Raw genomic sequence first — 25522 nt, 5'->3', positions numbered from 1 at the left:
TTATGCAAACCCGAACCCTCTCCCGTGAGCTTGCACTGTTTGTTCTCGGTCAGTGCGCTGAGGGAGAGCGATCCTCGACGGCGCAGGACAATCTTGAGACACTGCTTCAGAAAGCCCTCGACAGCCTGATGCAGCACTGGCGCGAGGTGCTTGATCATTGCGCTGGGGATTTGGAAAAGGCTCAGCAGTCACTGCTCGACAGCGAGTTGCAGGACGGCAGTGCCTCCACCGATATCGCCGCTGTGCGTACCCATCTGCGCGACACGCTCACTGGAGCCGAACAGGTGCTCAATGGTCTTTCGGCCAGTCTTGAGTTGCCTCGTCTTCTGGCGCTTGCTGATCAAGAACAGGTTCGACAGGAAGCCATGCGTCGAATTCAGCTCGTCCTGAAGTCTCGGCAGGACATCGACAATCAACTGGATGGAGTCATGGAGGGTTGGAGACTCAGCCGACTGCCTCGCATTGATCGCGACATCCTGCGCCTGGCAGTGGTCGATCTCCGTTCCATGAACACGCCGGCTTCCGTGGCCTGCAGTGAAGCCGTGGAGCTGGCCAATCGCTACAGCGATGAACAGGGCCGTCGCATGATCAATGGAGTTCTGCGGCGTCTTCAGAACGCCACCGCTTAGGCGCTGCCTTTATTCGAATGGTTTACGACTGGTTCAATCGAAGCCGCGAGGCTCCTCAGCCGCCTGAGCAGCCATCGAAGTCTGAGCAGACCATCGACCCTGCAACCACTCAGGACAGCTCAGCAGAGACCACATCAGTAGAAGAATTATCCCAGTCCGAACTGGAGCCAGCTGGAGCTGAATCCGCTCAGGAGTCAACGGATCAGTCCGCCGATGCTTCCGCTGAGGATGACCCGCTTGAGTGGGCACGGCAGGCCTATGCCCGTCTGAAAGCCCAGAAGGAGCTTGAAAAGACCACGCAGTCAGTCGCGACGGAATCATCCGTCAGTGCTGAACCGGTTGCGGTGTCTCCCGAGCCACCTGCGCCCGACTCTGCGGTTCCAGTATCGGAACCCGATTCGCCCAAGCCGTCTGCTGAACAACAGTCTTCTGCTCAACAACAGCCGTCTGCACCAGTTGCTGTTCCTGTTGAAACGCCTGTACCCGGACTGTCTCTGCTTGAGCAGGCTGCGGCTCAGCGGCAGGAACGACAGCAGCAGCTGGAGCAGGCTTCAGCCCCAGTTGCTGCTGAACCAGCAAAGGCCGATTCTGTTCAGCCTCAGCAGACCGCTGATCAGTCCGATGAACCCAGTCTTGGTGAGTTCGATGAAACGTTCACCTGGTCAGCAGAGGTCCTTGCTGCCCAAGGGGTTCGGGCTGATCAGATCACCCTCGAAGAGATCGACTGGCTTGGCCGTCTGCGTCAGGGTCTCGAAAAGACCCGTCAGGGCTTTGTCACAGGTTTGCTGGAAAATCTTGGTGACGACCCGCTCTCACCGGAGGTACTTGACGACCTCGAGACGTTGCTTCTGCGCGCAGATGCTGGAGTTCAGGCCACCGATCAGGTGCTGGATGCTTTGCGACGGCGCATGAATGAACAGGTGGTGGATCCCACTGAAGGCATCCGCTTCCTCAAGGAACAATTGCGTGATCTGCTCGACCAGCCCACGCTTGACAGTGGCGTGAAGTTGCTGGCTCCTCAGCGTGATCAGCTCAATGTGTGGCTGATGGTTGGTGTGAATGGTGTCGGCAAGACCACTACGCTCGGCAAACTCGCCAACCTCGCGGTCCGTAGTGGTTACTCGGCGATGATCGCCGCAGCCGACACCTTCAGGGCTGCGGCGGTTCAGCAGGTGCAGGTCTGGGGAGACCGCAGTGATGTGCCGGTGATTGCCAATGCCTCATCCAACGCTGATCCGGCAGCTGTGGTCTTCGATGCCATTGGAGCCGCCCGTGCCAAGGGCACTGACCTGGTGCTGGTGGACACGGCCGGTCGCCTGCAGACGAAGCACAACCTGATGGAGGAACTGGAGAAGATTCGTCGTGTTGTGGATCGACTGGCTCCAGAAGCTCAAGTGGAATCCCTGCTCGTGCTCGATGCCAGCCAGGGACAGAATGGCCTTAAACAGGCGATGGCGTTTGCCAAAGCCGCTGGACTCACAGGGGTGGTGATCACCAAGCTCGACGGCACGGCCAGAGGCGGGGTGGCTCTGGCGGTCGCCTCTGAGGCTGGTCTGCCGATCCGCTTTATCGGAGCCGGTGAGGGGATCCGGGATCTGCGTCCGTTCAACAGTTTCGAGTTTGTTGAAGCCCTGCTGGCGGGTCGCTGACGTTCATCCCTCAACGGCGGATTGAGGGGTTCAGCTTTCTCCGGTCAGAGTTGCTACCTTGCGGTTCCTGCCAGGGGTTGCCGTGAGCAGCAATCCATCACGGCGCCATCCGGCTTCCCCGCTTCGTCCCGGGCCTTCGTCTCTGACAGCGACAACATCACTGCGTCAGTTGTTGGACAGTCTGTCCAAGGAACAGCGCGCCAATCAGGAGCTGCTGGTTTCGATTGGTTTTGCTCTGCGCAGTTTCACCAACCTCAATCGGTTTCTTGAGCTTGTCCCAGTGGTGGTTGCTCGTCTGGTGGGGGTTGATGGAGCACTGCTCATCCCATTTCAGGCCGACGGGCGGCTGTGGACTGACCAGTTGCAGATGCTGTCCGTGTTGCGCTCGGAGACGTTGCTTCAGGCGGTGATCAACCATGAGCCTGGACGTTCGGCCGGGTTTGGCTCCGATGATGCCCTTGTGCTCGGCCTGGATCGACTGGTGCAGAGTCACCTCGGATCGGCCGGTGTTTTCGCCACTTCTCTGGTGGCTCGAGGTCGCCAGCGCGGACGTCTCTATGTGTTCAACACGTCTGGCTCGCTGGTCTGGAGTGATGCCCATCGGCGCAATGTGCAGCTGGTGGCAGATCTCACAGGGGTTGCGATCGAAAACGATCAGATGCTCCAGGAGGCCCGTCTGCATGAGCGAATGGATCGCCAGCTCAGCATTGGTGCCGAGATTCAGGCCCAGTTGTTGCCGGATCATTGTCCGGTGATTGAGGGTGTCGAACTGGCGGCCCGTTGCCGTCCGGCTTTTCAGGTGGGTGGTGATTACTACGACTTCATCCCCACGCGCCCGGAGTTGATCGGTCGTCGTCGTGAGCGTGGTCGCTGGTCACTGGTGATGGGCGATGTGATGGGCAAGGGTGTTCCAGCCGGTCTGTTGATGACGATGCTGCGCGGCATGTTGCGTGCGGAAGTGCTGAGCGGATTACCGCCGGACCGCATCCTTCATGACCTCAACCAGCTCGCGCTCGAGGATCTGTCCCAGTCGCATCGCTTTGTGACGCTGTTCTATTCGGATTTTGATCCGCGAACGCGTCGACTTCGCTTTGCCAATGCTGCCCACAATCCACCGTTGATCTGGCGGGCTCAGCAACGCTGCATCAGTCGTCTGGATGCACCGGGTCTGTTGATCGGTCTGCAGCCTGAGGCGGAATACGGAAGTGGTTCCACGGTGCTCGAACCCGGCGATGTGTTGTTGTATTACACCGATGGCGTCACCGAGGCTCCGGGGTTGACCGGTGATCGTTTCGATGAAGCGCGTCTGATCCGTAACCTTGAGACCGCCTGCCGTTCGGGTACCGGTTCGCAGGGAATCCTTGATCAATTGTTCGGTCGTCTTGATCGCTTTGTAGGAGCCGACAGACAGCTCGAGGATGATGCTTCGATGGTGGTCCTAAAGGTTCGGGAAGAGGTGATGTTGCCATCGGTTCCACGGTCTCCTGCCTGACAAGCTGAATGAATCTGTGTTGAGAGTCGTCCATGGCCGGTGGAGTGACGGGCGGAGGCTCCGCCACCTGGAGTGACCGGTTCGAACAGGGACTGCATCCCGCGATCGAACGGTTCAATGCCTCGATCGGGTTCGACATCCATCTCCTTCAGGAGGATTTGGATGGTTCAGTGGCCCATGCCCGCATGTTGGCCGAGTGCGGCGTGATTGAGTCGGTGGAGGCTGATCAGCTCTGCAGCGGCCTGGAACAGATCCGCGCAGAGGCGGCTGCCGGCAGCTTCAATCCCGGCCTCGACGACGAAGATGTGCACTTCGCTGTCGAGCGCCGGCTGATTGCTCTGCTGGGGCCGGTGGGAAAAAAGCTGCACACCGGCCGCAGTCGCAATGATCAGGTGGGCACGGATCTGCGTTTGTGGCTTCGTCGTCGAATCGATGAGCTCGACCCGCAGGTGCGGATGTTTCAGACGGCTCTTCTGCGTCAAGCGCTTGAGCACCGCAACACTCTGATTCCTGGTTACACCCACTTACAGAGGGCGCAGCCCGTTTGTTTGGCGCACCATCTGCTTGCTTACGTGGAGATGCTCGAGCGGGATCGTCAACGGTTTCAGGATGTGCGCAAGCGTGTCAACTGCTCACCTCTGGGTGCTGCAGCTCTGGCTGGAACGCCAGTGCCGATTGATCGTCGCAGCACCGCCGCAGCCTTGGAATTCGAGGATGTTTATGCCAACAGCCTTGATGCTGTGAGTGATCGCGATTTCGCTGTGGAGTTCTCAGCTGCTGCATCCTTGTTGATGGTGCACCTCAGCCGTCTGGCCGAGGAGGTGATCTTCTGGGCCTCAGAGGAATGCGGCTTTGTGCGCCTGAGTGATCGTTGCGCCACTGGCAGCAGCCTCATGCCGCAGAAGAAGAATCCTGATGTTCCTGAACTGGTCCGTGGCAAGTGCGGTCGGGTCTTTGGTCATCTACAGGGGCTGCTGACCATGATCAAGGGCCTGCCGCTGGCCTACAACAAGGATTTTCAGGAAGACAAGGAAGCGCTGTTTGATGTGGTGAACACCAGCGTTCAGTGCATCGAGGCGATGACGATCCTGATCGAGGAAGGGCTGAGTTTTCGTCCTGATCGGCTGGAAGCCGCCGTTGGTTCTGATTTTTCCAATGCCACCGATGTGGCCGACTATCTGGTGTCCCGACAGGTCCCATTCCGCGAGGCGTATCAGATCGTTGGTTCGGTGGTGAAGCAGTGTCTGAGTGATGGACTGTTGCTGCGTGATCTGAGCCTTGAACGTTGGCAGCAGTTTCATCCTTCCATTGACGCCGATCTTTTTGATGCCCTGGCGCCCCGTCAGGTTGTTGCCGCTCGTCTTAGTGAAGGTGGCACTGGCTTTGAGCGGGTCGAGGAGCAGTTGGCGCTCTGGAGCGAAAGGCTTGGTCTAGCGAATCAATGATCATTTCGCGAGACCGGGTCTACGCTGAGTGCGCCAGAGGTTATTGATCCTTCGTTGGATCCTGTACCGATGGCTTGTCTGATCCGATTGGGTCCTTTCTCTTCAGGTCCAGCAGTCAAGTGAGCATTTTTGTCGGCAATCTGCCCTTCCGCGCTGAGCAGGAGGACGTGATCGAACTGTTCGCCGCTCATGGAGAGGTCACGAACTGTGCCCTTCCTCTTGAGCGTGACACCGGTCGCAAACGTGGTTTCGCTTTCGTGGAGATGGTCGATGAAGCGGCGGAAGCCGCTGCGATCGAAGCTCTCCAGGGCGCTGAGTTAATGGGTCGTCCCCTTCGTATCAACAAGGCTGAGCCCCGCGGGAGTGCACCTCGTCGTGGTGGTGGCGGCTACGGCGGCGGTGGTGGCTACGGCGGTGGCGGCGGTGGTGGCTACGGCGGTGGCGGCGGTGGTGGCTACGGCGGTGGCGGCGGCGATCGTCGCTCCGGTGCACGTGGTTGGGAAGATCGCAGCTATGGAGGCGGTTCCTCCGGTGGTGGATACAGCGGTGGTGGAGCTGCTGGCGGTGGCGACCAGTCCGGTTCTGCTTACGGAGGTGGTGTTGAAGAGGGTCGCCGCAGTCGTCGTCGTGGTGGTGCTTCCCAGACCGATGGTGGTGGAAGCGGTTATGGCAGTGGTGGCTATGGCGGCGGCGGTGATAGCGGTGGAGATGACTACGGCGGCTATGGCGGCGCCGAAGGCTGATACACCGATTTGTTCAGTTCACTGTTTAAAGCCCGGCATCTGTGAGTTGCCGGGCTGAACGTTCCAGCACCCTGAGGTCTGCCCCTGGCCGCTGGGCTTGCTCACCGAGCTCGCGTCGCCAGTGGCGGGCACCCGGCACTCCTTCCACCAGTTGCACCAGGTGGCGGCAGAGATCCCAAAGACGTCCACCCCGTTCCAGGTGGCGTTCGGCATGGGGCATCAGGCCTTTGATTACATCTGAGGCTTTCACGGCCCGTGCAGCCTCGCCATAGATCAGGGCATCCATGGTTGCCCAGCGCAGAGGATGGGCATAGGCGGCCCGGCCAACCATTGCGCCGTCGCAATGATTCAGAGCGGACAGGCACTGCTCCGGGGTGTCGAGTCCGCCGTTCAGCTCGATCATGAGCTCGGGCCTTCGTTGTTTGAGCGCGATCACCCGCTCATGCTGTAACGGAGGGATTGTGCGGTTCTGTTTGGGATCGAGGCCATCCAGCCAGGCTTTGCGAGCGTGCACGCTGAAGCGGCTGGCACCGGCCACGGCCAGCTGATCCACAAAAGCAGTGAGCAGGGTGTCGCTATCGAGATCATCGATACCCACCCGGTGTTTCACCGTCACCGGCAGGGCAGTGGCGGACACCATCGCTTCCACACAGCGGGCCACGCGTTCGGGTTCTGCCATCAGGCAGGCTCCGAAATTGCCGGCCTGAACCCGAGGGCTTGGGCAGCCCACATTGAGGTTGATTTCGTCATAGCCCCAGTCCGCTGCCATGCGAGCGGCCTCTGCGAGCAGTTGTGGCTGATCACCGCCAACTTGGAGGGCGATTGGATGCTCCTCCACATCGAAGTCGAGCAGGCGTTCCCTTCGCTTGGTGTAGTGAAGCGCCTGCGCCACCACCATTTCGCTGTACAGCAGTGCATGACAGCTGATCTGGCGCATCAGCTGGCGAAAATGCCGGTCTGTGCAGTCCAGCATTGGAGCGATGCTGAAGCGCCAGCAAGGTTCCCGATCGGTTCTGGTGTGGGAATCCATCCCTCCATGCTGCCTGGTTCCTGGTTCCGAGTTGTCTAGAACGGTCTCAGCACTAACTCGCCATCAGTGATGCCCTCCACCATCGAAAAGTGGCTGTTGAGCAGACGCTCCATGCTGGTTGCAATGGTTTCAGGTCTGGTTGGTGTTTTCCGGGCTCCGAAGCAGGTTTCCGCGGCCTCTGATGCGTCGGATTCCCAGTGGAATCTCTCCGATCAGGAGTGGAAGAAACGTTTGTCGCCAGAGTCCTATCAGGTGCTTCGCAGGGAAGGCACCGAGCCCCCGTTTACCAGTGCGCTGAACAGCGAGAAGAGAGCGGGCATCTATCACTGTGCTGGTTGCGATCTTTCGCTTTTCTCATCGCAGGCTAAGTACGACAGTGGCACTGGCTGGCCAAGCTTCTGGCAGCCCCTGGCAGGTGCCATCGACACGAAAGTAGATTTCAAGTTGATTGTTCCGCGCACGGAATACCACTGCAGCCGCTGCGGCGGCCATCAGGGTCATGTGTTCAATGACGGTCCCAGGCCCACCGGCAAGCGCTACTGCAACAACGGCGTCGCACTGCGCTTCCAGGCCGCTTGACCTGATTGTGATCGGCGGTGGTCCGGCCGGCTACATGGCAGCGATCACCGCGGCGGAACAGGGTCTGCGCCAGGTTGTGGTTCTGGAAGCCACGCCGGAGCCACTTCAGAAGGTTCGCATCAGTGGTGGAGGCCGCTGCAATGTGACACATGCCTGCTGGGATCCGGCGGAACTTTCCAGCCATTACCCCCGTGGCAGTAGGCCTTTGCGTGGCCCATTCAGTCGTTTTGCCTGTGGTGATGCGATTGCCTGGTTTGATGAGCATGGCCTCACCCTTGTTGAGGAACCTGACGGACGCATGTTTCCGCAGCAGAACCGTTCGGAGGCGGTGATCCACTGCCTGCAGAACGCTGCCACTGCGGTGGGTGTGCAGCTGCGGACCAAAGTGTTGGTGCAGCAGGTTGCGGCGCAGACGGATGGTGGTTTTGTGGTTGAGGGCCGTGGGCTAGAGCAGCCATTGAAGGCTCGCAAGCTGATGCTGGCCACCGGTGGTCATCCCAGTGGTCGACAGCTTGCGGAGTCCCTCGGTCATCAATTGGTGCCGCCGGTTCCCTCTTTGTTCAGCCTGTCGCTGAGTACCAAAACACTTGCTGCCTGCAGCGGCATTGCCATTGATGACGTGAACCTTGATCTGAAGCTCGGGGATCAGCGTTTCCGTCAGACCGGTCGGGTGCTGATCACCCACCGCGGACTCAGTGGTCCTGCAACGCTGCGCCTCTCCGCTTTTGCGGCCCGGGCGCTTCATCAAAGTCACTACAAGGGAGAACTGAAGGTGGACTGGAGTGGCGGCCTGGGCCGCCAGGGTGTTGAGCAGAGGCTGCGGCAGTGGCGGTTGGACAAGGCTCGACGCACCTTGATTGCGGCCAATCCCTTTGAACACTTGCCGCGTCGCTTGTGGCATGCCTTTCTGTCTTCCGTTGCTCTGGAGGGTGAGCGCCGTTGGGCGGATCTGCCCTTGAAGGCTGAGCGTCATCTGGTCGACATTCTCTGCGCTCAGCGGCTGCTGATTCAGGGCCGGGGCCCATTTGGTGAGGAGTTTGTCACTGCTGGTGGAGTGGCCCTGGGTGAAGTGAACCTGGCCACGATGGAAAGTCGTCGCTGTCCGGGGCTCTATGTCGCAGGCGAACTGCTGGACGTGGATGGTGTCACCGGTGGATTTAACTTCCAGGCCTGCTGGAGCGGCGGCTGGCTGGCGGGACAGGCCATTGCAGCTGTCGAAACCTCAGGAGCTCGCTACTGAATCTGATCAAAAACACTGAACATCGGCAGATACATCGCCAGCAGGATCGAGCCAACGATGCCTCCCACCACCACGATCATTGCCGGTTCCAGCATCGAGGTGAGTGCCTTCACGGACGTGGCCACCTCGTCTTCGTAGAAGTCGGCCACCTTGCTGAGCATTCGGTCCATTTCGCCGGTCTCCTCGCCGATCGAGAGCATGCTCAGGGCCATGTCTGGCAGAACCTTCTGCCGCGTCAGTGCCGCGCTCAGCAGAACGCCTTCCTGAACCATTGCTCTGGAGTCGAGGATCGCATCGGAAATAATCGAATTTCCCGCTGTTTCACTGGAGATTTCCAGTGACATCAGGATCGGCACACCGGCTTTGGTCAGTGAGCTGAAGATCCGGCAGAACTGGGCGGTTGCGGTTTTCATGATCAGATCACCGAACAGCGGCAGCCTCAGCATTAAGCGATCCACCACGCGACGGCCTTTATCAGTCGCGTAGTAGCGGCTGAACAACCAGATAGCCACAAGCAGCCCACCGGCGAAGACTAGAGCGGCTGAAGAACGCAGAAGCTTGCTCAGATCCACCATCAGCTGGGTGAACAGAGGCAGCTCTGCGCCCAGATCTTCAAAGATGCCGGCAAAGGTCGGGATCAGAAAAATGGTCATGCCCAGGAACACCAGAATCGCGATCACCAGTACGGCCACGGGGTAGCCCATTGCACCCTTGATCTGGTTCTGCAGGCGGGCGTTGTCCTCCAGAAGTTTGGACAGCCGTTTTAGGGATTCATCGAGAACTCCGCCAGCTTCTCCGGCCTCCACCATGGCCACCGTCAGTTGATCGAACACCTTCGGCCACTGGCGCATCGCTGCTCCCATCGCAGTTCCCTGGTTCACCTCCATGCCCACAGCGATGAGCGCTTTCTTGAACATCGGCAGCTTCTGCTGCGTGGCCATCAGATCGAGACTGCGCACGATCGGCACCCCTGCATCCACCAGCGCCGCCAGCTTGCTGGCCCAGACCGCTTTCTCCTTCACTCCCGGAGGTTTCTGGAAGGCTTCTCCCAGATCCATGCTGAGAAAGCTTCCGCCGGATGCTTCATCGGCTTTGGCGGCAGGTCCTTTTTTTCTGTTTCGTCCGGAACCGGTTTCGCTCGCTCGCAACTCGGTGGCTTTGATGCCCCGCCGCCTTAACTGACGCTTCGCTGTGGTCACATCGTTGGCTTTGACCGTTACGGTCCGCTCCTGACCGGTCGCGGAGGTGTAGGTGGCAGTGAAGGTGGCCATGGCGTTGCTCTTACCGTCAGCTGCTCATAAGTCGTTCCAGCTCTGAGGGCTTGCTGGCTTTGGCCAGTGCTTCCTGTTGATCGATGTCGCCATCTGTCACGAGATCTGCCAGCGCTTTCTCCAGGGTCTGCATGCCCAGTTCACCGCCGGTCTGGATCTGTGAGTAGAGCTGGGCCGTCTTGCCTTCGCGAATTAGGTTGGCGATGGCAGGAGTGTTGATCATGATTTCCTGCGCCATCACCCGGCCGAACTGGCCAGGCGCGGGATTGCTGCGACGGCAGAGCGTCTGGGAGAAGACCGCCACCAGACTTCCGGACAGTTGCACGCGGATCTGGGTCTGCTGTGCGGGCGGGAACACATCCACCATGCGGTCCACCGTCTGAGCTGCGGAACTGGTGTGCAGAGTTCCAAACACCAGGTGACCAGTCTCTGCGGCGCTGATCGCCAGTTGAATCGTCTCCAGGTCGCGCATCTCACCCACCAGAATCACGTCCGGGTCTTCCCGAAGTGCTGCCCTGAGCGCATTGCCAAAGCTGCGGGTGTCTTCATTGAGCTGGCGCTGGTGGACAAGACTTTGGTCGCTTTTGTAGACGAACTCGATCGGGTCCTCAATCGTGAGGATGTGCTCGGCGCGGGTGTGATTGATGTGATCCAGCAGAGCCGCCAGGGTGGTCGTCTTGCCTGAGCCTGTGGGTCCGGTGACCAGCACCAGACCCCTTGGTCGCTTGCTGGTTTCCACCACCACCGGTGGCAGGTTCAGCATCTCAATGCTTGGGATCGAGCTTCCGAGCGCTCTCAGACAGGCCGCATAGCTGCCTTTCTGGCGATAGACGTTCACCCTGAATCGGGCCACTCCCTTGAGGCCGTAGGCGCAGTCGAGTTCCCATGTCTGCTCCAGCGTCTTGCGCTGGCTGTTGTTGAGCATTGAGAAGATCAACCGGTTGCAGCTCTCCTCGAGCAGGGCTTCATCACGCATCGATCGCAGTTGACCGCTGAAGCGTCCGTAGGGGGGCTGGCCGCTGGCGATGTGCAGATCACTGCCCCCGCCTTTCACCAGCTCTTCCATCAGGTCTTCGATCATCAGCTCCATCGCTCGCTCCTCAGTGACGTGGGGTCAGGCAGTACGGACATTCCAGCCAACCTTCCTGGAGTCCGCCACCACAGCCGCTGCAGGTGAGCGTGCTCAGGGCTCTGGCCCGTCGCTCCGATTCGAGGCCGGAATCGGTGAGCACCATGCGGCCTACTTCCTCCAGGGTCGTGTGTCCCTCCCTCACCAGATCGAGGCTGTAGCCCAGAAGGGTCTTCATGCCTCCCTCAAGGGCCAGCTGGCGCACCATGTCAGTGGTGGCACCTTTGGCCACGGTGGTTGCCAGCGCCTCATTCATGCGCAGCACTTCGTAGACCCCCACTCGCCCTTTGTAACCACTGCCCTGACACTGGGGGCAGGGATTGGCCTCGCCTTCATGGTGGTTGGCTCTAAAAAACCTGACGTTTGCCTCGTTGCTAGCCATCAGGCCGAAGCGACCCAGTTCCTCGGAATCAGGCCGGTAGGCGATTCGGCACTTGGAGCAGACCCGCCGAAGCAGACGCTGGGAGACGATCCCGATCAGTGAGGCACTGACCATGAACGGCTCCACGCCCATCTCGTCGAGGCGGGCGATGGCGCTTGGAGCGTCATTGCAGTGGAGGGTGGTCAGCACCAGGTGACCGGTGAGTGCCGCTTCGATGGCTGTTTTCGCCGTTTCCAGATCGCGCGTTTCACCCACCAGCAGCACGTCCGGGTCCTGACGCATGAAGGCCCTCAGTGCCTGGCTGAAATCGAAGCCTTTTTCTCGGTTCACCTGACATTGGGTGATCCCCGGCAGGGCGTATTCGATCGGATCCTCCACCGTGGAAATGTTGATCCCCGGTTCGTTGCGTTCCGCCAGCAGGGAGTACAGCGTTGTGGACTTCCCTGATCCGGTCGGTCCTGTGACCAGGATCATTCCGAAGGGTTTGGACCCCAGGGTGCGCACCAGCTTTAGGGCATCAGGATCGGAAATCAGCTTGTCAAGCCCCAGCTGCGTGGCGGAGCTGTCCAGAAGCCGCAGAACGATTTTCTCCCCGTAGCGGCTCGGCAGACTGTTGACCCGGAAATCCACGGTCCTGTTCTGGAAGCGGCGTCGGATGCGGCCGTCCTGAGGGAGCCGGCGTTCAGCGATGTCGAGTTCCGCCATGATCTTGAATCTGGAGGTCACGGCCGGTACCAGCCGGCTCGGAAGCGGTTCGATCTGTCTCTGCAGCACGCCGTCCTGACGAAAGCGCAGTTGGAGGCCGGCCTGCTGAGGCTCCACATGGATGTCGCTGGCACCCAGTACAAGGGCCTGCATCAGGATGCGATCCACCAGATCGATCACCGGTGAGCGTTCTGCATCGTTGAGCCCGGATTCCAGATCGACCGGTTTCGAGGAGTCGGCGTCCGCCTCATCGGGATCAGCCTCCAGCACCCCGTCAACGCTGAAATCTTTGAGGTAGGAGGTGGCGGTCTCCGCCACAGTTTCGGTTTTTGAATTTTCCGGAGCCGTGGGCTGGCTGTTGGTCGCCACTTCAGCCTTGGATTGCTGCGATGTTTCCGTGATTGCCGGTTCCTGGTAGGGCGCAGCAGCTTCATCGCTGACAGCGGGTTTCCTGCTGAGCAGTTCCGTCAGGCTCTCCGCAAGCGCGGCATGACGAATGGGATCAAATCCCATGGTCTCCAGTTCTTCGAGCAGAACCGGTTCATCAGCGATGCCGAGGTTGCCTGGAAGGGTCCTCTGAAGGAGCAATTCCAGTTCCAGAGGCCGGCTTTTGTCGCTCACGGATCAAATTCACAGAAAGGTGCGGGCTTCCCCCGCTTGTGGGAGGACTGCCTCACCTATCAACATGTCTAAACGTGAATTCGCAACCGGTCAGCATGAGTGGCGATGCTTCCACCCCAGCGCAGGATCCGTCATCGGCTGGTTCCGACGGCCAGCAACCTGCCGTGAATCCAACCGAAACTCAGGACAAGACATCAGTCGTGGATGAGGCATCGTCTGCTGAAGGCGCAGCCGCATCGGAGTCAACTTCCCAGTCCGTGGAGAACGAGGCCCGTCTTGAGCAGCTCGAGAAGGAACACTCCGCGCTCAGAGAGGAGCATGAGGTGTTGCGCGGTCAGTACGTTCGTATCGCTGCCGACTTCGACAACTTTCGCAAGCGTCAGAGTCGTGACCAGGACGATCTCAAGCTTCAGCTCATCTGCAGCACTCTCAGTGAAATCCTTCCCGTCGTGGATAATTTCGAGCGTGCCCGTCAGCAGCTCGATCCTCAGACGGAGGAAGCCCAGGGGCTCCACCGCAGCTACCAGGGGCTCTATAAGCAGCTGGTTGAGGTGCTCAAACAGCTTGGTGTTGCTCCGATGCGAGTGGTCGGCCAGGAGTTTGATCCAACCCTGCACGAGGCGGTGCTGCGTGAGCCCAGTGAGGAGCATCCAGAAGACGTGGTGATTGAGGAGCTGCAGCGCGGCTATCACCTCGACGGCCGCGTTCTGCGTCACGCCATGGTCAAGGTGTCGATGGGGCCTGGCCCGCAACAGGCTGCCGGCAGCGAGACGTCCACCTCTGATGCCGAGGTCGCGTCTGAAGGGGAGGCTTCGGGAGATGCCAACAGTTGATCAGACCCCTGCTTTTACTGTGATCTTCGGGACGTCGAGCTGATGGCCGATTATTACGAGCTGCTCGGTGTCAGCAGGGATGCCGATGCCGACACCCTCAAACGGGCCTATCGGCGACTGGCTCGCCAGTACCACCCCGACATCAACAAGGATCCGGGCGCAGAGGATCGCTTCAAGGAGATCGGTCGCGCCTACGAGGTTCTTAGCGATCCCCAGACCCGAGGCCGCTACGACCAATTCGGTGAGGCTGGGCTCGGGGGCGCTGCTGGCATGCCCGACATGGGCGACATGGGTGGTTTCGCCGATATTTTTGAAACCTTCTTCAGTGGGTTCGGTGGGGCCGCCGGTGGTGGTCGTCAGCAACGTCGCCGTGGTCCTCAGCAAGGGGATGACCTTCGTTATGACCTCACGATCGACTTCGAGCAGGGGGTTTTCGGACAGGAGCGGGAGATTCGTGTTCCTCATCTGGAGACATGCAGCACATGCTCCGGCAGTGGTGCCAAGAGCGGCAGTGGTCCCACCACCTGCTCCACCTGTGGTGGAGTCGGCCAGGTGCGCCGGGCAACCCGGACCCCTTTCGGCAGTTTCACCCAAGTGGCTGAATGTCCCAGCTGCAATGGCAGTGGTCAGGTGATTGCTGATCCTTGCAATGCCTGCGGCGGCCAGGGCGTGAGTCAGGTGCGCAAGAAGCTGCGCATCAACATTCCAGCCGGTGTTGACACCGGTACCCGTCTGAGGGTGACCGGTGAGGGCAATGCCGGTCTTCGCGGAGGTCCTTCTGGCGACTTGTACGTGTTCCTGACCGTCAAACCACACCCCTCCTTGCAGAGGGATGGATTGACGGTCCACTCCGAGGTGAAGGTCAGCTACCTGCAGGCGATCCTTGGAGACACCATCGAGGTGGACACCGTGGATGGTCCAACCAGCCTTGAGATTCCTGCTGGGACTCAACCCAATGCCGTTTTGACTCTGGAAAACAAAGGCATTCCCAAGCTGGGTAATCCTGTGGCCCGCGGCAATCAGCGCATCACGGTCAATGTGAAGCTCCCCACCCGTCTCAATCATGAAGAAAGGGGACTGCTTGAGGAGCTTGCCGGTCATCACTCCGCCAGGGGAGAGCAGCATCACCACCACAAGAGCGGTCTGTTTGCACGTCTGTTCGGACAGCGTTGACCATGACGGAACGTCTCCCCGATCGTCAGCTCGATCTCTGTGGGACGCCCTGTCCGCTCAATTTCATTCGCTGTCGGCTCACGCTTGAGAGCATGACCTCCGGTCAGTGCCTTCAGGTGGATCTTGATCCTGGTGAACCTGAAGAGATGGTGGTTCCGGGACTGCGTCGTGATGGCCATCAGGTCCATGTGGAGCGCCTCTCCGATGCTCAGGTGCGGCTGAAGGTGATCTGTGCCGGTGATTAGCCATCAACTGCATCCGGGCATGGTTGTTGCACTTCAGGCCAACTACCTCGATGTGGAGCTTGAGGCCCCGCCTGTCGATGTTCCTCCCCGTCTTCTCTGCACACGTCGCACCCGACTCAACCATCGTGGTGCAGCGGTCCATGTGGGTGATCGTGTACGGGTGGAAGCCATTGATTGTGATCACGCCAGGGCCGTGGTTGCCGATGTGGAACCTCGGAGCAGTTTTCTGGTTCGTCCTCCCGTGGCCAACGCCTCCTGCATCCTGGTGGCGGTTGCCGTTGAGCAACCTGCTCTTGATGCCGATCAGGTCAGCAGGTTTCTGCTCACGGCTGAGAAGACCGGATTGCAGGTTTTGCTGGTGCTGACCAAGTGCGATCTGCTGGATGCCGATGCTCTGTCACAACTACGCAAACGTCTGCAGGGATGGGGCTATGAACCGATTCTTGTTTCCACGCGTTCTGGCATGGGGCTTGAGGAGCTGCGCGCGCAACTGGAGACCGTTCCGATCTCTGTGCTTTGCGGCCCCTCGGGGGTGGGAAAGAGTTCGTTGCTGAATGGTCTCCTGCCAGGACTGGCGTTACGGGTGGGTGAGGTTTCAGGTCGCCTGCAGAGGGGGCGTCACACCACGCGTCATGTGGAATTGCATGCGTTCTCCCCTGGCTCCAGGGTTGCCGACACTCCGGGGTTCAACCGCCCGGAGTTACCGGATGATGTCTCCAATCTGGAGGTGCTGTTCCCAGAGCTGCGTGTCCAGCTTGACCAACATCCCTGCCGTTTCCGTGACTGCCTGCACCGGGATGAACCAGGCTGTGGCGTGACCCGCGACTGGGAGCGTTATCCCATGTATCGCAAAGCTGTGGAGGAGCTTCTTGAGATCAGCCGCCCATTCCGGGCAGGTTGAGGTCGAGGCCGCCGGTGAGTTCCTGCATCCGCTCCTTCATGGTGCCAGTTGAGCGTTCGTAGGCCGATTGAAGCGCTGCGAGTGTGGCGGCTTCAGCAGCTTCCTGCCCTTCACTCAGCAGGCTGGGATCCAATTTCACACGCAGTGGCTGCTGGTTGCCGGAGAGCCAGATGCAGGCTCGTCCGTCTTCGCTGCTGCCTTCGATCTCCATGGCATCGAGCTCTTCCTGCAGTTTCTGAGCGTCTTGCTGGATTTGCTGTGCCTTGCGGAAGGCTTCGGTGAGCTGTCCAAAATTGGGAAGTCCGAACCCGGCCATGGCATCGCTGAAGGAACAGAAAGGTTAGGCCGCCATCTCGAATCCCAGTCGTTTCACTTCAGGCTGGAGATGGATGCCGTGGGCATCGGCCACCTCCCGTTGCACCAAGCCGATCAGGTTGCGGATATCGGCAGCTCGGGCTCCACCGGTGTTGACAATGAAATTGGCATGCACTTCAGAGACCTGCGCCCCACCGACACGTCGGCCTTTCAGGCCAAGGCCCTCGATCAAACGACCGGCCTTGGCAGGTTCTGGATTGCGAAAGACGCTGCCACAGCTCGGTTGTTTGTAGGGCTGGGTGCTGGTGCGATGGTTGAGATTTCCGCTGGTGCGTTGTTGCAGCTCGACCGGATCATGACCTGCTTCAAGCTGAAATTCAGCGGCCACGACCAGTAACGGCTGGGTTTGAAGAGCACTGTGGCGGTAAGCGAAATCGAGCGATTCCCGCTCAAGCCTCCTGATCCTGAAATCGTTGCTTTCTAGAGGAACGACATCCACGCTGATCAATCGTTCAGCCGTACAGCCACCCTGAGCACCGGCGTTCATCACAGCGGCTCCGCCCACCGTCCCAGGGATGCCCACGGCCCATTCCAGCCCCTGCAATCCTTTTCTCGCGGCACGCCTTGCCAGGGTTGGGATCGGTTCACCGGAGCTTGCCCGCACCCTGCCGCTCTGGGCATCAAGATCAAGTCCCTGCAACCGTCGCAGGCAGAGCGTGAGTCCTGGAAGCCCTGCATCAGCAATCAGCAGATTGGAGCCTGCACCGATCACGCGGAGGGGTAACCCTTCATTGGCTGCCCAATGAAGCAGGGTGGGAATCTGCCGGGCCTCATTCGGTTCGGCCAGCCATTGCGCCGGTCCGCCCACTCGCCATGTTGTGTAGTGGGCCAGGGAAACCTGCTCCTGCAGGATTCCCTGGTCCTTCAGGTCTCTCAAGCTGTCAGTGTCGACTGACATGACGTCTGCTCCTGCAATGCGTTCGGTGAAAGCCGCGACCAGAGACTGTTCACATCACCGGCTCCCATCGCCAGGACGAGGTCATCAGCACAGCTGTGTTCCCGAACCAGATCAGCCAGCTCGTCCATGGTCTCGGCCACCAGAACCGTCTGATCGGCACTGTGTTGCTGAATGCATGACGCCAGGCCTGAGCTGCTGACACCGGGGATGGGGTCTTCACCAGCTGAGAACACCGGAGCCAAGACAACGATGTCGACGTTGGAGAGCGCCAGCGCGAACTCATTCTGAAATTCCTGCGTGCGGCTGTATCGATGGGGTTGAAACACGGCCATCAGTCGTTTCGGGCTGCGCGGCAGCGGGCTTCGCCCACTGGACACCATGAGAGTGGCCATCGCAAGGGTCGCAGCCACCTCACTGGGATGATGGGCGTAGTCGTCGACCACCAGACGTCCCTGCCAGTCGCCGCGATAGTCGAAGCGGCGACCAGGTGTCTTGAGCTCGTTGAGGTGTTTGACCAGACGCTCGAGAGGGATTCCCTCCAAACGGCAGGCAGCTAGAGCTCCCAGGGCATTGCTCAGGTTGTGAAGGCCTGGCAGCGGCAACGTGATTTGACCGACGTACTCAGATTGTTCATAGAGATCTGCAACCGTGTGGTCGCCTTCGAGGGCTACCGGCAGAGCGGCGAAATCAACGTTGTCGCTGCGTTGCACTGACCACCAGGCATCAGCTTGGAAGTGTTCGCTCAGGATCGGGTCGTCCTGATTGGCAAGCAGTCGACCGCAACCGGCTGCGAAGCGCCGCATGGTGGTGATCAGATCATCCAGATCCCTGTAATGGTCAGTGTGATCCAGTTCCAGATTGGTAATCACGCCCAGGGTTGCGTTGAATTTCACCAGGGAGCCGTCGGATTCATCGGCTTCTGCCACCAGCAGACGGCCTGAACCTGCATGTCCATTGCTTCCGTAACAGGGAACGATGCCACCGATCACAGCGGTGGGATCTTCTCCAGCACTGTGAAGAAGTGAGGTAACCACCGTGCTCGTGGTGGTCTTGCCATGACTGCCTGCTACCGCGATGGAAGGCTGTTGATCGATCAGGGCAGCGAGCAGATCGGAGCGGTGCCAGACAGTCAGTTGCGATTGGCGGGCTGCAGCCAGTTCCGGATTGCTGTCCGGGATGGCGCTGCTGATCACCACCAACGGCGTTGCTAGACCTCGTTTTTTCAGTTCATCAAAGTTCTGTGCCGTCTGGGAGGCGAAAGCAACCATCCCAAGCGACTGCAGCGCTTCCATTGCGGGAGACATCCTGCGGTCGGAGCCACTCACTCTGTGACCGCGGCTGAGCAGAATTCGAGCCAGGGCAGACATGCCAATTCCGCCCGCACCGATGAAGTGCACTGAGGAAGGGCTGTCAAGCGATCTGCTCAAAAACAAATGCCATGGACGCGCACCATAAATCAGCATTTCCTGCTGACCACTAATTGGCGCAGACTGTCGCGCTCGCCCCCTCAATCATTCGATGAAAAAGCTCATTCATTGGAAATTAGCGATTTCTGTATGATCAGCGGCCATTCCCTGCGGATTGTCCGCTTCTGTTATGACCCTGCGCGTTGCGATCAATGGATTCGGCCGAATCGGTCGCAATGTGATGCGCGGTTGGATCAGCCGTGGCGCAGACACCGATATCGAGATTGTCGGAGTGAATGCCACTTCAGACCCCAAGACCAGTGCTCACCTGCTCACTTATGACTCCATCCTGGGCAAGCTTGATCCCAGCGTGAAGATCGAAACCACTGACGACTCGATGATCGTCAATGGCAAGCAGGTGAAGTTCTTCTCCGACCGCAATCCCCTCAACTGCCCCTGGAAGGACTGGGGAGTCGATCTGGTTCTGGAGTCGACCGGTGTCTTCAACACCGATGAGAAGGCCAGCATGCACATCAAGGCCGGCGCCAAGAAGGTGATTCTCACCGCTCCAGGTAAAGGCCCCAAGGTCGGCACATTCGTGGTGGGCGTGAATGAGGATCAATACCGTCATGAAGATTTCGACATCCTCAGCAATGCCAGTTGCACCACCAACTGCCTCGCTCCCCTGGTGAAAGTGATCGATCAGTCGATCGGCATCAATCGTGGCCTGATGACCACCATTCACAGCTACACAGGCGACCAGCGGATTCTCGATAACAACCATCGCGATCTGCGCCGTGCCCGCGCTGCTGCTGTGAACATGGTTCCCACCTCCACAGGTGCAGCCCAGGCTGTTGCTCTGGTTTATCCCGCTGTGAAGGGCAAATTCACCGGTATCGCGATGCGCGTTCCCACTCCGAACGTTTCAGCCGTTGACCTGGTGTTTGAGTCCAACCGTGCCTCTTCCGTCGATGAGATCAAGTCGATCCTCAAGGCTGCTGCTGATGGTCCCATGAGCAAGATCATCAAGTACGGCGATCTGCCCCTGGTGTCCAGCGACTACGCGGGTACCAATCAGTCGACCATCTTTGACGCGGATCTGACCCTTGCCATGGGCGACAACTTCTTCAAGATCGTTGCCTGGTACGACAACGAGTGGGGCTACAGCCAAAGAGTCGTGGACCTCGCCGAGGTGGTGGCCAGAAACTGGAAATGATCAGGATCTGATCTGATGGCTCATCCCTCCCTGCGGGAGGGATTTTTTTTGGTCATGCATCATTCAGTGAGGAGCCGAAGTGATCAAATCCTGCAGCGGCAACAGGACGTCTGGTGTCACTCCACACAATTGCATTGCTGTCGCCCGTGATCGAGCCGATCCGGTGGCTGCCCGGTTGATGGTCAATCCAGCGTTGTGCCCAGGCCGGTGGAAGACTCAGCACCAGCTCGAAATCCTCGCCGCCGTTGAGGCACCATTCGTCCCACCGGCTGCCTGAAGGCCAGTCCGTTGACTTTGGCAGCCATTCCCGCGTCAGCTGAGCACCGCAATGACTGCTGCTGCAAAGTGCCTGCACCGCTGCCAGAAGGCCATCGCTGCTGTCTGTGCCGGCGGCTCGCCAGGGCATGTCCTTGGGTTTTTGATCCAACAGAGTGTTCAAGGCATCCAGCCGCGGAATGGGTCGTTGATGCCGGGAGATGGCCAGGTCCCGCAGGCTGACCGTCAGCGTCTCGTTCTCATCAAGTGCTGGATCGCCCTGCAGAAGTGCAAGCCCCAGCCGGCTCAGGCCATGGGCTCCGCTGGTCACGAGCCAGTCACCTGGACAGGCATCAGCGCGGTGCAGACGCAGGGGGCCGACACGGCCCAGTGCAGTGACCGAGATCAGTCTTTGGCTGCCTGCGGAGCAATCCCCTCCCAGCAGGATGCCTCCGAAGCAGCTGAGAGCTTCGCTGATCCCGCGGTAAAGATCCTCCACCCAGCTCCAGTGAGTGTTTCCAGGTGCCACCAGAGCAACCGTGATCCCATCCACAGCAATGGCACCGCTGGCTGCCAGATCCGACAGGTTGGTCGCGACGGCCCGCCAGCCCACATCCTCAGGGCTAGTCGTGCGGTCACTGAAGTGAATGTCTTCCACCAGAACGTCGGTGTTCACTAGCAGCTGCCGGGTGTCGGAGGCCAGGGTGCACGTGTCATCAGCCAGCTGGCCTGGTGGAGCAAAGCAGGCCAGCCGCCTGAGCAGCTCCGCTTCACCCAGCTTCGCCAGTGTGAGCGTCACGGAGCTCAGGCGTGCTGCTGGAGTCGATCTGCACCTTCAACAACTCTGATCTTCTTGATCTCATCGTTGACGCCCAGTTCTTCGAGTACATCGAACCCGTCAACGACATAGCCGAAGGCTGCATTGCGCCCATCCACAAGATTCAGCCCTGCTGGCGTCAACTCCGCTTCGTAGAGAAACAGAAAGAACTGGGATGAGCCGTCATCGAGGGCCTGATCGGAGTGTGCCCAACCCAACGTTCCCAGAGTGGCGAAGGGAAGCACTGGAGTGGCTTTGAACAGACCCACGTCTTCGAAGGTCTGGTTGTAAAGGGTTTCCGGCTCATCGGGAACACGGATTTCGAGGGGCACGTGACGTTCCTGCTTGGTTTTTGGATCCACATAGCCGATGTCAGGGCCTTTGGGATCGCCGCTCTGCAGGATGTAGAAGTCTTCGGCACGGTTGAAAGGCAATCCGTCATAGAAGCCCTTCAGGCTGAGATCGATGAAAGCACCGGCGGTGAGCGGTGCGTTGTAACCATCCACCACGGCAGTGAGATCGCCTTCCGTGGTTTCGATCACCACAGTGGCTCGGCCGGCCAGCCTTGGCAGGGCATCGAATTCCGATGGGATCGCTGGCAGTCGGTCATCAATCAGCAGTGCTTCCAGATCACCGATCTGGCTGAGGGTCTGGCGCCGTGACTGGATAAATCCCGATTTGTCTTTGTCTTCAACGCGTTCCTGCAGAACGTTCAGGTCATCAGCTACCGCATCAAGGATCTGTTCAGCCTTTGATTGATCGTCCATGGGCATCGCGGCGATGATTGCGCTCCTCCTATTGCTCAGCTGGGACTGGGTGCGCTTGAGGCCGCGTCCGAGAGCGCTCCAGCGCTTGGCACGCAGGTCATCACTGGTGCTTTCAAGCTGATGCTGAAGATCGCGCAGGTCCTGCTGATTCATGGGTAACGAATCGCGCAGGATCGCCGCTGGATCCTGCACGGCGTTTCCCTGGGGGAGTCCCGCCCAGGCCGCTGGGGTCCAGGTCACCCCAACCAGCATCAGCAGGCTGATAAGCCATGCGCTCAAGCGCTGAAATCCCAACCGAATCGCCAAGGAGAACCCCAGGTGCTGAAAGGACTTTGGCACAGCCGTATGATCCCCTGAACCGTTCGGCGGGAATGATCTCCAGCAACGACTTTCGCACCGGCACCACGATTGAGCTCGACGGTGCCGTTTGGCGCGTGGTCGAGTTCCTGCACGTGAAGCCTGGCAAAGGTTCGGCCTTCGTTCGCACCAAGCTCAAGGCTGTCCAGACCGGCAGCGTTGTTGACAAAACCTTTCGCGCCGGAGAGATGGTGCCTCAGGCTTTGCTGGAGAAAACCACCCTCCAGCACACCTACATGGAAGGTGAGGACTATGTCTTTATGGACATGTCGAGCTATGAGGAGACCCGGCTCACCGCTCAGCAGATTGGTGACAGCCGCAAATACCTCAAGGAGGGGATGGAAGTGAGTGTGGTCTCGTGGAACGAGAAGCCCCTTGAAGTTGAATTGCCCAACTCCGTTGTGCTGGAGATCACCCAGACCGACCCTGGCGTGAAAGGTGACACTGCCACTGGTGGAACCAAGCCTGCGATCCTCGAAACCGGTGCTCAGGTGATGGTTCCTCTGTTCCTTTCGATTGGCGAGAAGATCAAGGTGGATACCCGCAACGATTCCTACCTGGGTCGGGAGAGCAGCTGATCATGCAACTCGATCACGATCAGCTGCACAAGCTTTTGGATGCCCTGGGTGAGAGTGATATCCAGGAGTTCCGCCTTGAAGGCGACGACTTTCGCCTGGAGGTTCGTCGCAACCTGCCGGTCACAGCGGTGGCTGCCCCGGTGGCCCCTGCTGTCCAGGCTGTGCCCCCGGCCCCTGTCGCTGATTTCCCTGCCCAGGGGGAAACAGCTTCAGCAGCCCCACCGCCTGCGGCGGGTTCCCGTTCTGATCTGGTTGATGTCACGGCACCGATGGTCGGGACCTTCTACACCGCTCCTGCTCCGGGGGAAGCTCCCTTCGTGGAGATCGGTAATCGGATCAATGCCGGTCAGACGATCTGCATTCTTGAGGCGATGAAGCTCATGAACGAGCTGGAAGCGGAGGTTGCAGGCGAGGTGGTGGAAATCCTTGTGGATAACGGCACTCCAGTGGAATTCGGTCAGGTGCTGATGCGCGTCAAGCCCGGCTGAGCTCCCAGGCCGCCTGGATGGCGGCCAGCATGCTTTCTCCCCTTGCCACTCCTTGTCCGGCGATATCAAAGCCTGTGCCGTGGTCTGGAGAGGTTCGCAGAAAAGACAAGCCCAGAGTGGTGTTCACGGCCTGATCGAAGGCCAGCAACTTCACCGGAATCAGGCCCTGATCGTGATAAAGGGCCAGGATTCCATCAGGTCCGATCTGACCAGAATCGTTGCTCCAGGCCTTAGCCGCACTCAGCCAGCAGCTGTCTGGCGGTAGAGGGCCTTTCAGCTGAAAGCAGGGATGCTCGCTCGCCCACCGCTCCAGCAACGGCTTCAACCACAGCTGCTCCTCTTCTCCGAGTTGCCCTTGCTCTCCGGCATGCGGGTTGAGGCCGGCCACCAGCAATTGAGGAGCAGGATTGAAGCGCAGGCAGAACCCTGCCAGTTCATCGAGCTTGCGTTCAACCAGGTCTGCCGTGAGCACTGCTGGAACCTGACCAAGCGGGATGTGCGTGGTGGCCAGCAAAGTGTTCAGCCTCCATCCGGTTGCCGGGGAGACAGCCGTGAACAGCATGGAGGCAGTTTTGCGTCCATCGAGTTCCGCCAGACGTTCGGTCTGACCGGGATAGTGATGTCCGGCTTGATGCCAGGCATGTTTCGCGATCGGTGCTGTCACCAGTGCCCGTGCTTGTTGTTGTTGGACCAGCTCCACAGCTCTGCTCAGCCATCGGAACCCGGCTTCTCCGCTTCTGGCTCCTGCATCGCCGGGAAGCAGAGGCCCTCCAGGTACCGGTAGATCCTCAATCGTCAGTACATCTGGATCCGCGATGGGGTCTGGCGTGTGCAATCTCAGATGGTCAGCGGTCTGTTGCAGGCTGGCCCTGCAGCCCACAAGCAGAGGCATCGGCATGTCCGCTGGTCGCCTGGGATCAGCCAGGGCTTTCAGCGTGACTTCCATGCCGATTCCAGCAGGATCACCGAGTGCGATCACAAGGCGCTGTTTAGCGTCATGGCATTCGATGGATGAGGTCATGCTGCGTTGGCTGGTGATCGGCCTGTTGCTCTACGGCCTGGGAACGGCGCTTCGCCAGGGCTGGCTGGAAGTTCAGTGGAGTCGCATGCTGCATGATGCAGGTCTGAACTTCATTGATCCTGATCAGCCCTTGAGGCTGGATCGGATTCCTCTGCTCAGTCCGGAGCGCACCGAGTCGGATCCTCCGTGAGTCTCTCCGCTTCCAGGCAGTGGGAGAGTCCGCTGCGGAAGTTGGGATGAATCAGGGTGTAGCCAAGTGTCTTGCAGAGAAGATCGTTGCTCACCCTGCGATTTTCGGCCCAGAAGCTACGGGCCATGGCACTCATGTCTGCCTCGGCATCCACGTAATGGCGAGCTTCCGGCAGATCGCAGTCCAAAAGGTCTGCGGCATGACGCTGCATCACATGACTCGGAGCTGGCTCGTGATCACAGATGTTCACGACAGGAGGGTGCTGCCCTGCCGCAGAGCAGTGCATCAGGTGCAGGCAGGCCGCGGCGATGTCGTCGACGTGCACCCTGCAGAACACCTGTCCTGGCTTGTGTACGGGTTTCAGGGTGCCAGCCTTCACTGCGGCCAGAGGTGAGCGACCCGGTCCGTAGATCCCCGGTAAGCGCAGAATCTGTACGGGGAGTCCGCTGTTCAGCCACTCTCGTTCGCAGATCAGACGTCTGCGGCTGCGATCCTGGCCTGGTCGCGGTGCATCCGTTTCACTGACCCAGGCCCCTCCTGTGTCGCCGTAGATGCCGGTGGTGGACAGATAGCCGGCCCAGCGAAGGGGCAGTCGACTGAGCTGAGACCCCAGTGTCCGCAAAACAGGGTCGGTCTGATCACGGCCTGGGGGAATGGTGCTTAGCAGATGGGTGACACCATGCAGCTCTGAGTCCGATGGCAGCACGTTCTGGTCAGTGTCAAAGCGCAGAGCTCTGCTTTCGGGATCGGGGTTTCTGCGGGTGGTGAGCACCCTGATGTTCAGTGCTTCAGCCAGGGCCGCGACCCGACGCCCACTGAAGCCAGCTCCAAGGACGCACAGCGTGGATCCAGCGGGCAGCGATCGGCAGCGGTTGACAAGTGATTCCGGCATGAGTACAAACGTATCAGTGGCAATGCAGCCGTGACCAGTTCCTGTCTTCCCCTGATGTCCTCATCGGCATCCATGCTGCCTCGAAGCGCCGATAATCGCAGCATTGTGATCTCGACTGGCGAGAATGCTGCGTTGCGTCGCTTGGCTGCGACCTTGTTTGCCTCGGTCTTGGTGAGTGCGGCCTTTTTGCTGGCA

The 25522-nt window shown here is 59.6% G+C and carries 26 protein-coding genes; 15 read left to right on the top strand and 11 right to left on the bottom strand.

The window, feature by feature from the left end; genetic code table 11:
• Positions 1-2: 2 nt before the first annotated feature.
• The 5 genes from nusB (at position 3) to SIB58_RS14555 (ending at position 5958) form a co-directional block, all read left to right on the top strand.
• Positions 3-629: a transcription antitermination factor NusB gene (gene nusB / locus SIB58_RS14575; RefSeq protein WP_066908644.1), complete on the top strand. Its 627-nt coding sequence runs from the start codon at positions 3-5 to the stop codon at positions 627-629.
• Between the two features lie 17 nt (positions 630-646).
• Positions 647-2278, top strand: coding sequence for a signal recognition particle-docking protein FtsY (gene ftsY / locus SIB58_RS14570; protein WP_067327431.1), 1632 nt, complete (start codon positions 647-649; stop codon positions 2276-2278).
• 82 nt (positions 2279-2360) lie between these two features.
• Positions 2361-3770, top strand: coding sequence for a PP2C family protein-serine/threonine phosphatase (locus SIB58_RS14565; protein WP_067327468.1), 1410 nt, complete (start codon positions 2361-2363; stop codon positions 3768-3770).
• A 32-nt stretch (positions 3771-3802) separates the two neighbouring features.
• Positions 3803-5215, top strand: coding sequence for an argininosuccinate lyase (gene argH, locus SIB58_RS14560; RefSeq protein ID WP_066908638.1), 1413 nt, complete (start codon positions 3803-3805; stop codon positions 5213-5215).
• Positions 5216-5334: 119 nt separating this feature from the next.
• Positions 5335-5958 carry an RNA recognition motif domain-containing protein gene (locus SIB58_RS14555; protein ID WP_414494674.1) on the top strand — a complete coding sequence of 208 codons (624 nt, stop codon included), beginning with the start codon at positions 5335-5337 and terminating at the stop codon, positions 5956-5958.
• Positions 5959-5983: 25 nt separating this feature from the next.
• Here SIB58_RS14555 and dusA read toward each other — a convergent pair whose 3' ends face one another.
• Entirely contained in the window at positions 5984-6988 is a 1005-nt protein-coding gene (gene dusA, locus SIB58_RS14550) for a tRNA dihydrouridine(20/20a) synthase DusA (RefSeq protein ID WP_067327153.1), read from the bottom strand.
• Between the two features lie 69 nt (positions 6989-7057).
• Here dusA and msrB point away from each other — a divergent pair, with 69 nt between their 5' ends.
• Together msrB and SIB58_RS14540 are read left to right on the top strand one after the other, a co-directional pair.
• Positions 7058-7567 (top strand): peptide-methionine (R)-S-oxide reductase MsrB, encoded by a 510-nt coding sequence (gene msrB, locus SIB58_RS14545; RefSeq protein ID WP_066908629.1) that lies wholly within the window; start codon positions 7058-7060, stop codon positions 7565-7567.
• The gene (locus tag SIB58_RS14540; RefSeq protein WP_066908626.1) at positions 7497-8807 is read left to right on the top strand and encodes an NAD(P)/FAD-dependent oxidoreductase; all 1311 of its coding nucleotides are present in this window, start codon (positions 7497-7499) and stop codon (positions 8805-8807) included. Before msrB ends, SIB58_RS14540 begins: the two co-directional genes overlap by 71 nt.
• On the opposite strand, the gene SIB58_RS14535 is transcribed toward SIB58_RS14540, so the two are convergent.
• The 3 genes from SIB58_RS14535 to SIB58_RS14525 are packed head-to-tail and all read right to left on the bottom strand — an operon-like array spanning position 8801 to position 12915.
• Positions 8801-10078, bottom strand: coding sequence for a type II secretion system F family protein (locus SIB58_RS14535; protein WP_066908623.1), 1278 nt, complete (start codon positions 10076-10078; stop codon positions 8801-8803). The genes SIB58_RS14540 and SIB58_RS14535 overlap by 7 nt on opposite strands.
• A gap of 16 nt (positions 10079-10094) precedes the next feature.
• Positions 10095-11168 (bottom strand): type IV pilus twitching motility protein PilT, encoded by a 1074-nt coding sequence (locus tag SIB58_RS14530; protein ID WP_067327150.1) that lies wholly within the window; start codon positions 11166-11168, stop codon positions 10095-10097.
• A gap of 10 nt (positions 11169-11178) precedes the next feature.
• Positions 11179-12915: an ATPase, T2SS/T4P/T4SS family gene (locus SIB58_RS14525; RefSeq protein WP_067327148.1), complete on the bottom strand. Its 1737-nt coding sequence runs from the start codon at positions 12913-12915 to the stop codon at positions 11179-11181.
• Between the two features lie 95 nt (positions 12916-13010).
• Between SIB58_RS14525 and grpE the strand changes: the two genes are divergently transcribed.
• From grpE to rsgA, 4 genes are read left to right on the top strand one after another with little or no spacing between them, the layout of a single operon-like run.
• A complete protein-coding gene (gene grpE, locus SIB58_RS14520) occupies positions 13011-13748 on the top strand; it encodes a nucleotide exchange factor GrpE (RefSeq protein WP_066908614.1) in 738 nt (245 codons plus the stop codon).
• Positions 13749-13790: 42 nt separating this feature from the next.
• Positions 13791-14921, top strand: coding sequence for a molecular chaperone DnaJ (gene dnaJ / locus SIB58_RS14515; protein ID WP_414494673.1), 1131 nt, complete (start codon positions 13791-13793; stop codon positions 14919-14921).
• 2 nt (positions 14922-14923) lie between these two features.
• On the top strand, positions 14924-15166 hold the full coding sequence (locus SIB58_RS14510) for a sulfurtransferase TusA family protein (protein WP_066908608.1): 243 nt from the start codon (positions 14924-14926) through the stop codon (positions 15164-15166).
• A 19-nt stretch (positions 15167-15185) separates the two neighbouring features.
• Complete coding sequence (rsgA, locus tag SIB58_RS14505) at positions 15186-16067, top strand: ribosome small subunit-dependent GTPase A (RefSeq protein WP_066908899.1); 882 nt, start codon at positions 15186-15188, stop codon at positions 16065-16067.
• On the opposite strand, the gene SIB58_RS14500 is transcribed toward rsgA, so the two are convergent.
• From SIB58_RS14500 to murC, 3 genes are read right to left on the bottom strand one after another with little or no spacing between them, the layout of a single operon-like run.
• Complete coding sequence (locus SIB58_RS14500; RefSeq protein ID WP_066908605.1) at positions 16042-16383, bottom strand: YbaB/EbfC family nucleoid-associated protein; 342 nt, start codon at positions 16381-16383, stop codon at positions 16042-16044. The two genes, rsgA and SIB58_RS14500, sit on opposite strands and share 26 nt — an antisense overlap.
• 24 nt (positions 16384-16407) lie before the next feature.
• The gene (gene murB, locus SIB58_RS14495) at positions 16408-17340 is read right to left on the bottom strand and encodes a UDP-N-acetylmuramate dehydrogenase (RefSeq protein WP_066908602.1); all 933 of its coding nucleotides are present in this window, start codon (positions 17338-17340) and stop codon (positions 16408-16410) included.
• The gene (gene murC, locus SIB58_RS14490; protein WP_066908896.1) at positions 17316-18767 is read right to left on the bottom strand and encodes a UDP-N-acetylmuramate--L-alanine ligase; all 1452 of its coding nucleotides are present in this window, start codon (positions 18765-18767) and stop codon (positions 17316-17318) included. The genes murB and murC overlap by 25 nt, the downstream gene beginning before the upstream one ends.
• A 169-nt stretch (positions 18768-18936) precedes the next feature.
• Here murC and gap point away from each other — a divergent pair, with 169 nt between their 5' ends.
• Positions 18937-19962 carry a type I glyceraldehyde-3-phosphate dehydrogenase gene (gap, locus tag SIB58_RS14485; protein WP_066908599.1) on the top strand — a complete coding sequence of 342 codons (1026 nt, stop codon included), beginning with the start codon at positions 18937-18939 and terminating at the stop codon, positions 19960-19962.
• Positions 19963-20014: 52 nt separating this feature from the next.
• On the opposite strand, the gene thiL is transcribed toward gap, so the two are convergent.
• Positions 20015-21016, bottom strand: coding sequence for a thiamine-phosphate kinase (gene thiL / locus SIB58_RS14480; protein ID WP_067327139.1), 1002 nt, complete (start codon positions 21014-21016; stop codon positions 20015-20017).
• 5 nt (positions 21017-21021) lie between these two features.
• Positions 21022-22140, bottom strand: coding sequence for a peptidylprolyl isomerase (locus SIB58_RS14475; RefSeq protein ID WP_067327135.1), 1119 nt, complete (start codon positions 22138-22140; stop codon positions 21022-21024).
• A gap of 32 nt (positions 22141-22172) precedes the next feature.
• On the opposite strand from SIB58_RS14475, the gene efp reads away from it, so the two are divergent.
• Together efp and accB are read left to right on the top strand one after the other, a co-directional pair.
• Positions 22173-22736 carry an elongation factor P gene (efp, locus tag SIB58_RS14470; protein ID WP_066908590.1) on the top strand — a complete coding sequence of 188 codons (564 nt, stop codon included), beginning with the start codon at positions 22173-22175 and terminating at the stop codon, positions 22734-22736.
• 2 nt (positions 22737-22738) lie between these two features.
• The gene (gene accB / locus SIB58_RS14465) at positions 22739-23224 is read left to right on the top strand and encodes an acetyl-CoA carboxylase biotin carboxyl carrier protein (protein WP_067327133.1); all 486 of its coding nucleotides are present in this window, start codon (positions 22739-22741) and stop codon (positions 23222-23224) included.
• On the opposite strand, the gene pdxA is transcribed toward accB, so the two are convergent.
• Positions 23211-24245, bottom strand: coding sequence for a 4-hydroxythreonine-4-phosphate dehydrogenase PdxA (pdxA, locus tag SIB58_RS14460; RefSeq protein WP_067327131.1), 1035 nt, complete (start codon positions 24243-24245; stop codon positions 23211-23213). The genes accB and pdxA overlap by 14 nt on opposite strands.
• On the opposite strand from pdxA, the gene SIB58_RS14455 reads away from it, so the two are divergent.
• Positions 24232-24435, top strand: a complete 204-nt coding sequence (locus SIB58_RS14455) for a 4-hydroxythreonine-4-phosphate dehydrogenase (RefSeq protein ID WP_231857105.1) — start codon at positions 24232-24234, stop codon at positions 24433-24435. The genes pdxA and SIB58_RS14455 overlap by 14 nt on opposite strands.
• On the opposite strand, the gene SIB58_RS14450 is transcribed toward SIB58_RS14455, so the two are convergent.
• Positions 24401-25327 carry an SDR family oxidoreductase gene (locus tag SIB58_RS14450; protein ID WP_067327130.1) on the bottom strand — a complete coding sequence of 309 codons (927 nt, stop codon included), beginning with the start codon at positions 25325-25327 and terminating at the stop codon, positions 24401-24403. The two genes, SIB58_RS14455 and SIB58_RS14450, sit on opposite strands and share 35 nt — an antisense overlap.
• Between the last annotated feature and the right edge of the window lie 195 nt (positions 25328-25522).

This window comes from Synechococcus sp. MIT S9504, from assembly GCF_047497135.1.
GTDB lineage: Bacteria > Cyanobacteriota > Cyanobacteriia > PCC-6307 > Cyanobiaceae > Synechococcus_C.
The sequence above is the reverse complement of the archived record's forward strand: the minus strand, read 5'-3'. Positions and strand labels throughout refer to the sequence as shown.

Excerpts from the sequence above, each read along its gene's own strand:
- nusB (WP_066908644.1), top strand. The coding sequence starts at position 3 with ATGCAAACCCGAACCCTCTCCCGTGAGCTTGCACTGTTTGTTCTCGGT.
- ftsY (WP_067327431.1), top strand. The coding sequence starts at position 647 with ATGGTTTACGACTGGTTCAATCGAAGCCGCGAGGCTCCTCAGCCGCCT.
- argH (WP_066908638.1), top strand. The coding sequence starts at position 3,803 with ATGGCCGGTGGAGTGACGGGCGGAGGCTCCGCCACCTGGAGTGACCGG.
- dusA (WP_067327153.1), bottom strand. The coding sequence starts at position 6,988 with ATGGATTCCCACACCAGAACCGATCGGGAACCTTGCTGGCGCTTCAGC.
- msrB (WP_066908629.1), top strand. The coding sequence starts at position 7,058 with ATGCCCTCCACCATCGAAAAGTGGCTGTTGAGCAGACGCTCCATGCTG.
- SIB58_RS14540 (WP_066908626.1), top strand. The coding sequence starts at position 7,497 with ATGACGGTCCCAGGCCCACCGGCAAGCGCTACTGCAACAACGGCGTCG.
- SIB58_RS14535 (WP_066908623.1), bottom strand. The coding sequence starts at position 10,078 with ATGGCCACCTTCACTGCCACCTACACCTCCGCGACCGGTCAGGAGCGG.
- SIB58_RS14530 (WP_067327150.1), bottom strand. The coding sequence starts at position 11,168 with ATGGAGCTGATGATCGAAGACCTGATGGAAGAGCTGGTGAAAGGCGGG.
- grpE (WP_066908614.1), top strand. The coding sequence starts at position 13,011 with ATGAGTGGCGATGCTTCCACCCCAGCGCAGGATCCGTCATCGGCTGGT.
- dnaJ (WP_414494673.1), top strand. The coding sequence starts at position 13,791 with ATGGCCGATTATTACGAGCTGCTCGGTGTCAGCAGGGATGCCGATGCC.
- SIB58_RS14510 (WP_066908608.1), top strand. The coding sequence starts at position 14,924 with ATGACGGAACGTCTCCCCGATCGTCAGCTCGATCTCTGTGGGACGCCC.
- rsgA (WP_066908899.1), top strand. The coding sequence starts at position 15,186 with ATGGTTGTTGCACTTCAGGCCAACTACCTCGATGTGGAGCTTGAGGCC.
- SIB58_RS14500 (WP_066908605.1), bottom strand. The coding sequence starts at position 16,383 with ATGGCCGGGTTCGGACTTCCCAATTTTGGACAGCTCACCGAAGCCTTC.
- murB (WP_066908602.1), bottom strand. The coding sequence starts at position 17,340 with ATGTCAGTCGACACTGACAGCTTGAGAGACCTGAAGGACCAGGGAATC.
- gap (WP_066908599.1), top strand. The coding sequence starts at position 18,937 with ATGACCCTGCGCGTTGCGATCAATGGATTCGGCCGAATCGGTCGCAAT.
- efp (WP_066908590.1), top strand. The coding sequence starts at position 22,173 with ATGATCTCCAGCAACGACTTTCGCACCGGCACCACGATTGAGCTCGAC.
- accB (WP_067327133.1), top strand. The coding sequence starts at position 22,739 with ATGCAACTCGATCACGATCAGCTGCACAAGCTTTTGGATGCCCTGGGT.
- SIB58_RS14455 (WP_231857105.1), top strand. The coding sequence starts at position 24,232 with ATGGATGAGGTCATGCTGCGTTGGCTGGTGATCGGCCTGTTGCTCTAC.
- pdxA (WP_067327131.1), bottom strand. The coding sequence starts at position 24,245 with ATGACCTCATCCATCGAATGCCATGACGCTAAACAGCGCCTTGTGATC.
- SIB58_RS14450 (WP_067327130.1), bottom strand. The coding sequence starts at position 25,327 with ATGCCGGAATCACTTGTCAACCGCTGCCGATCGCTGCCCGCTGGATCC.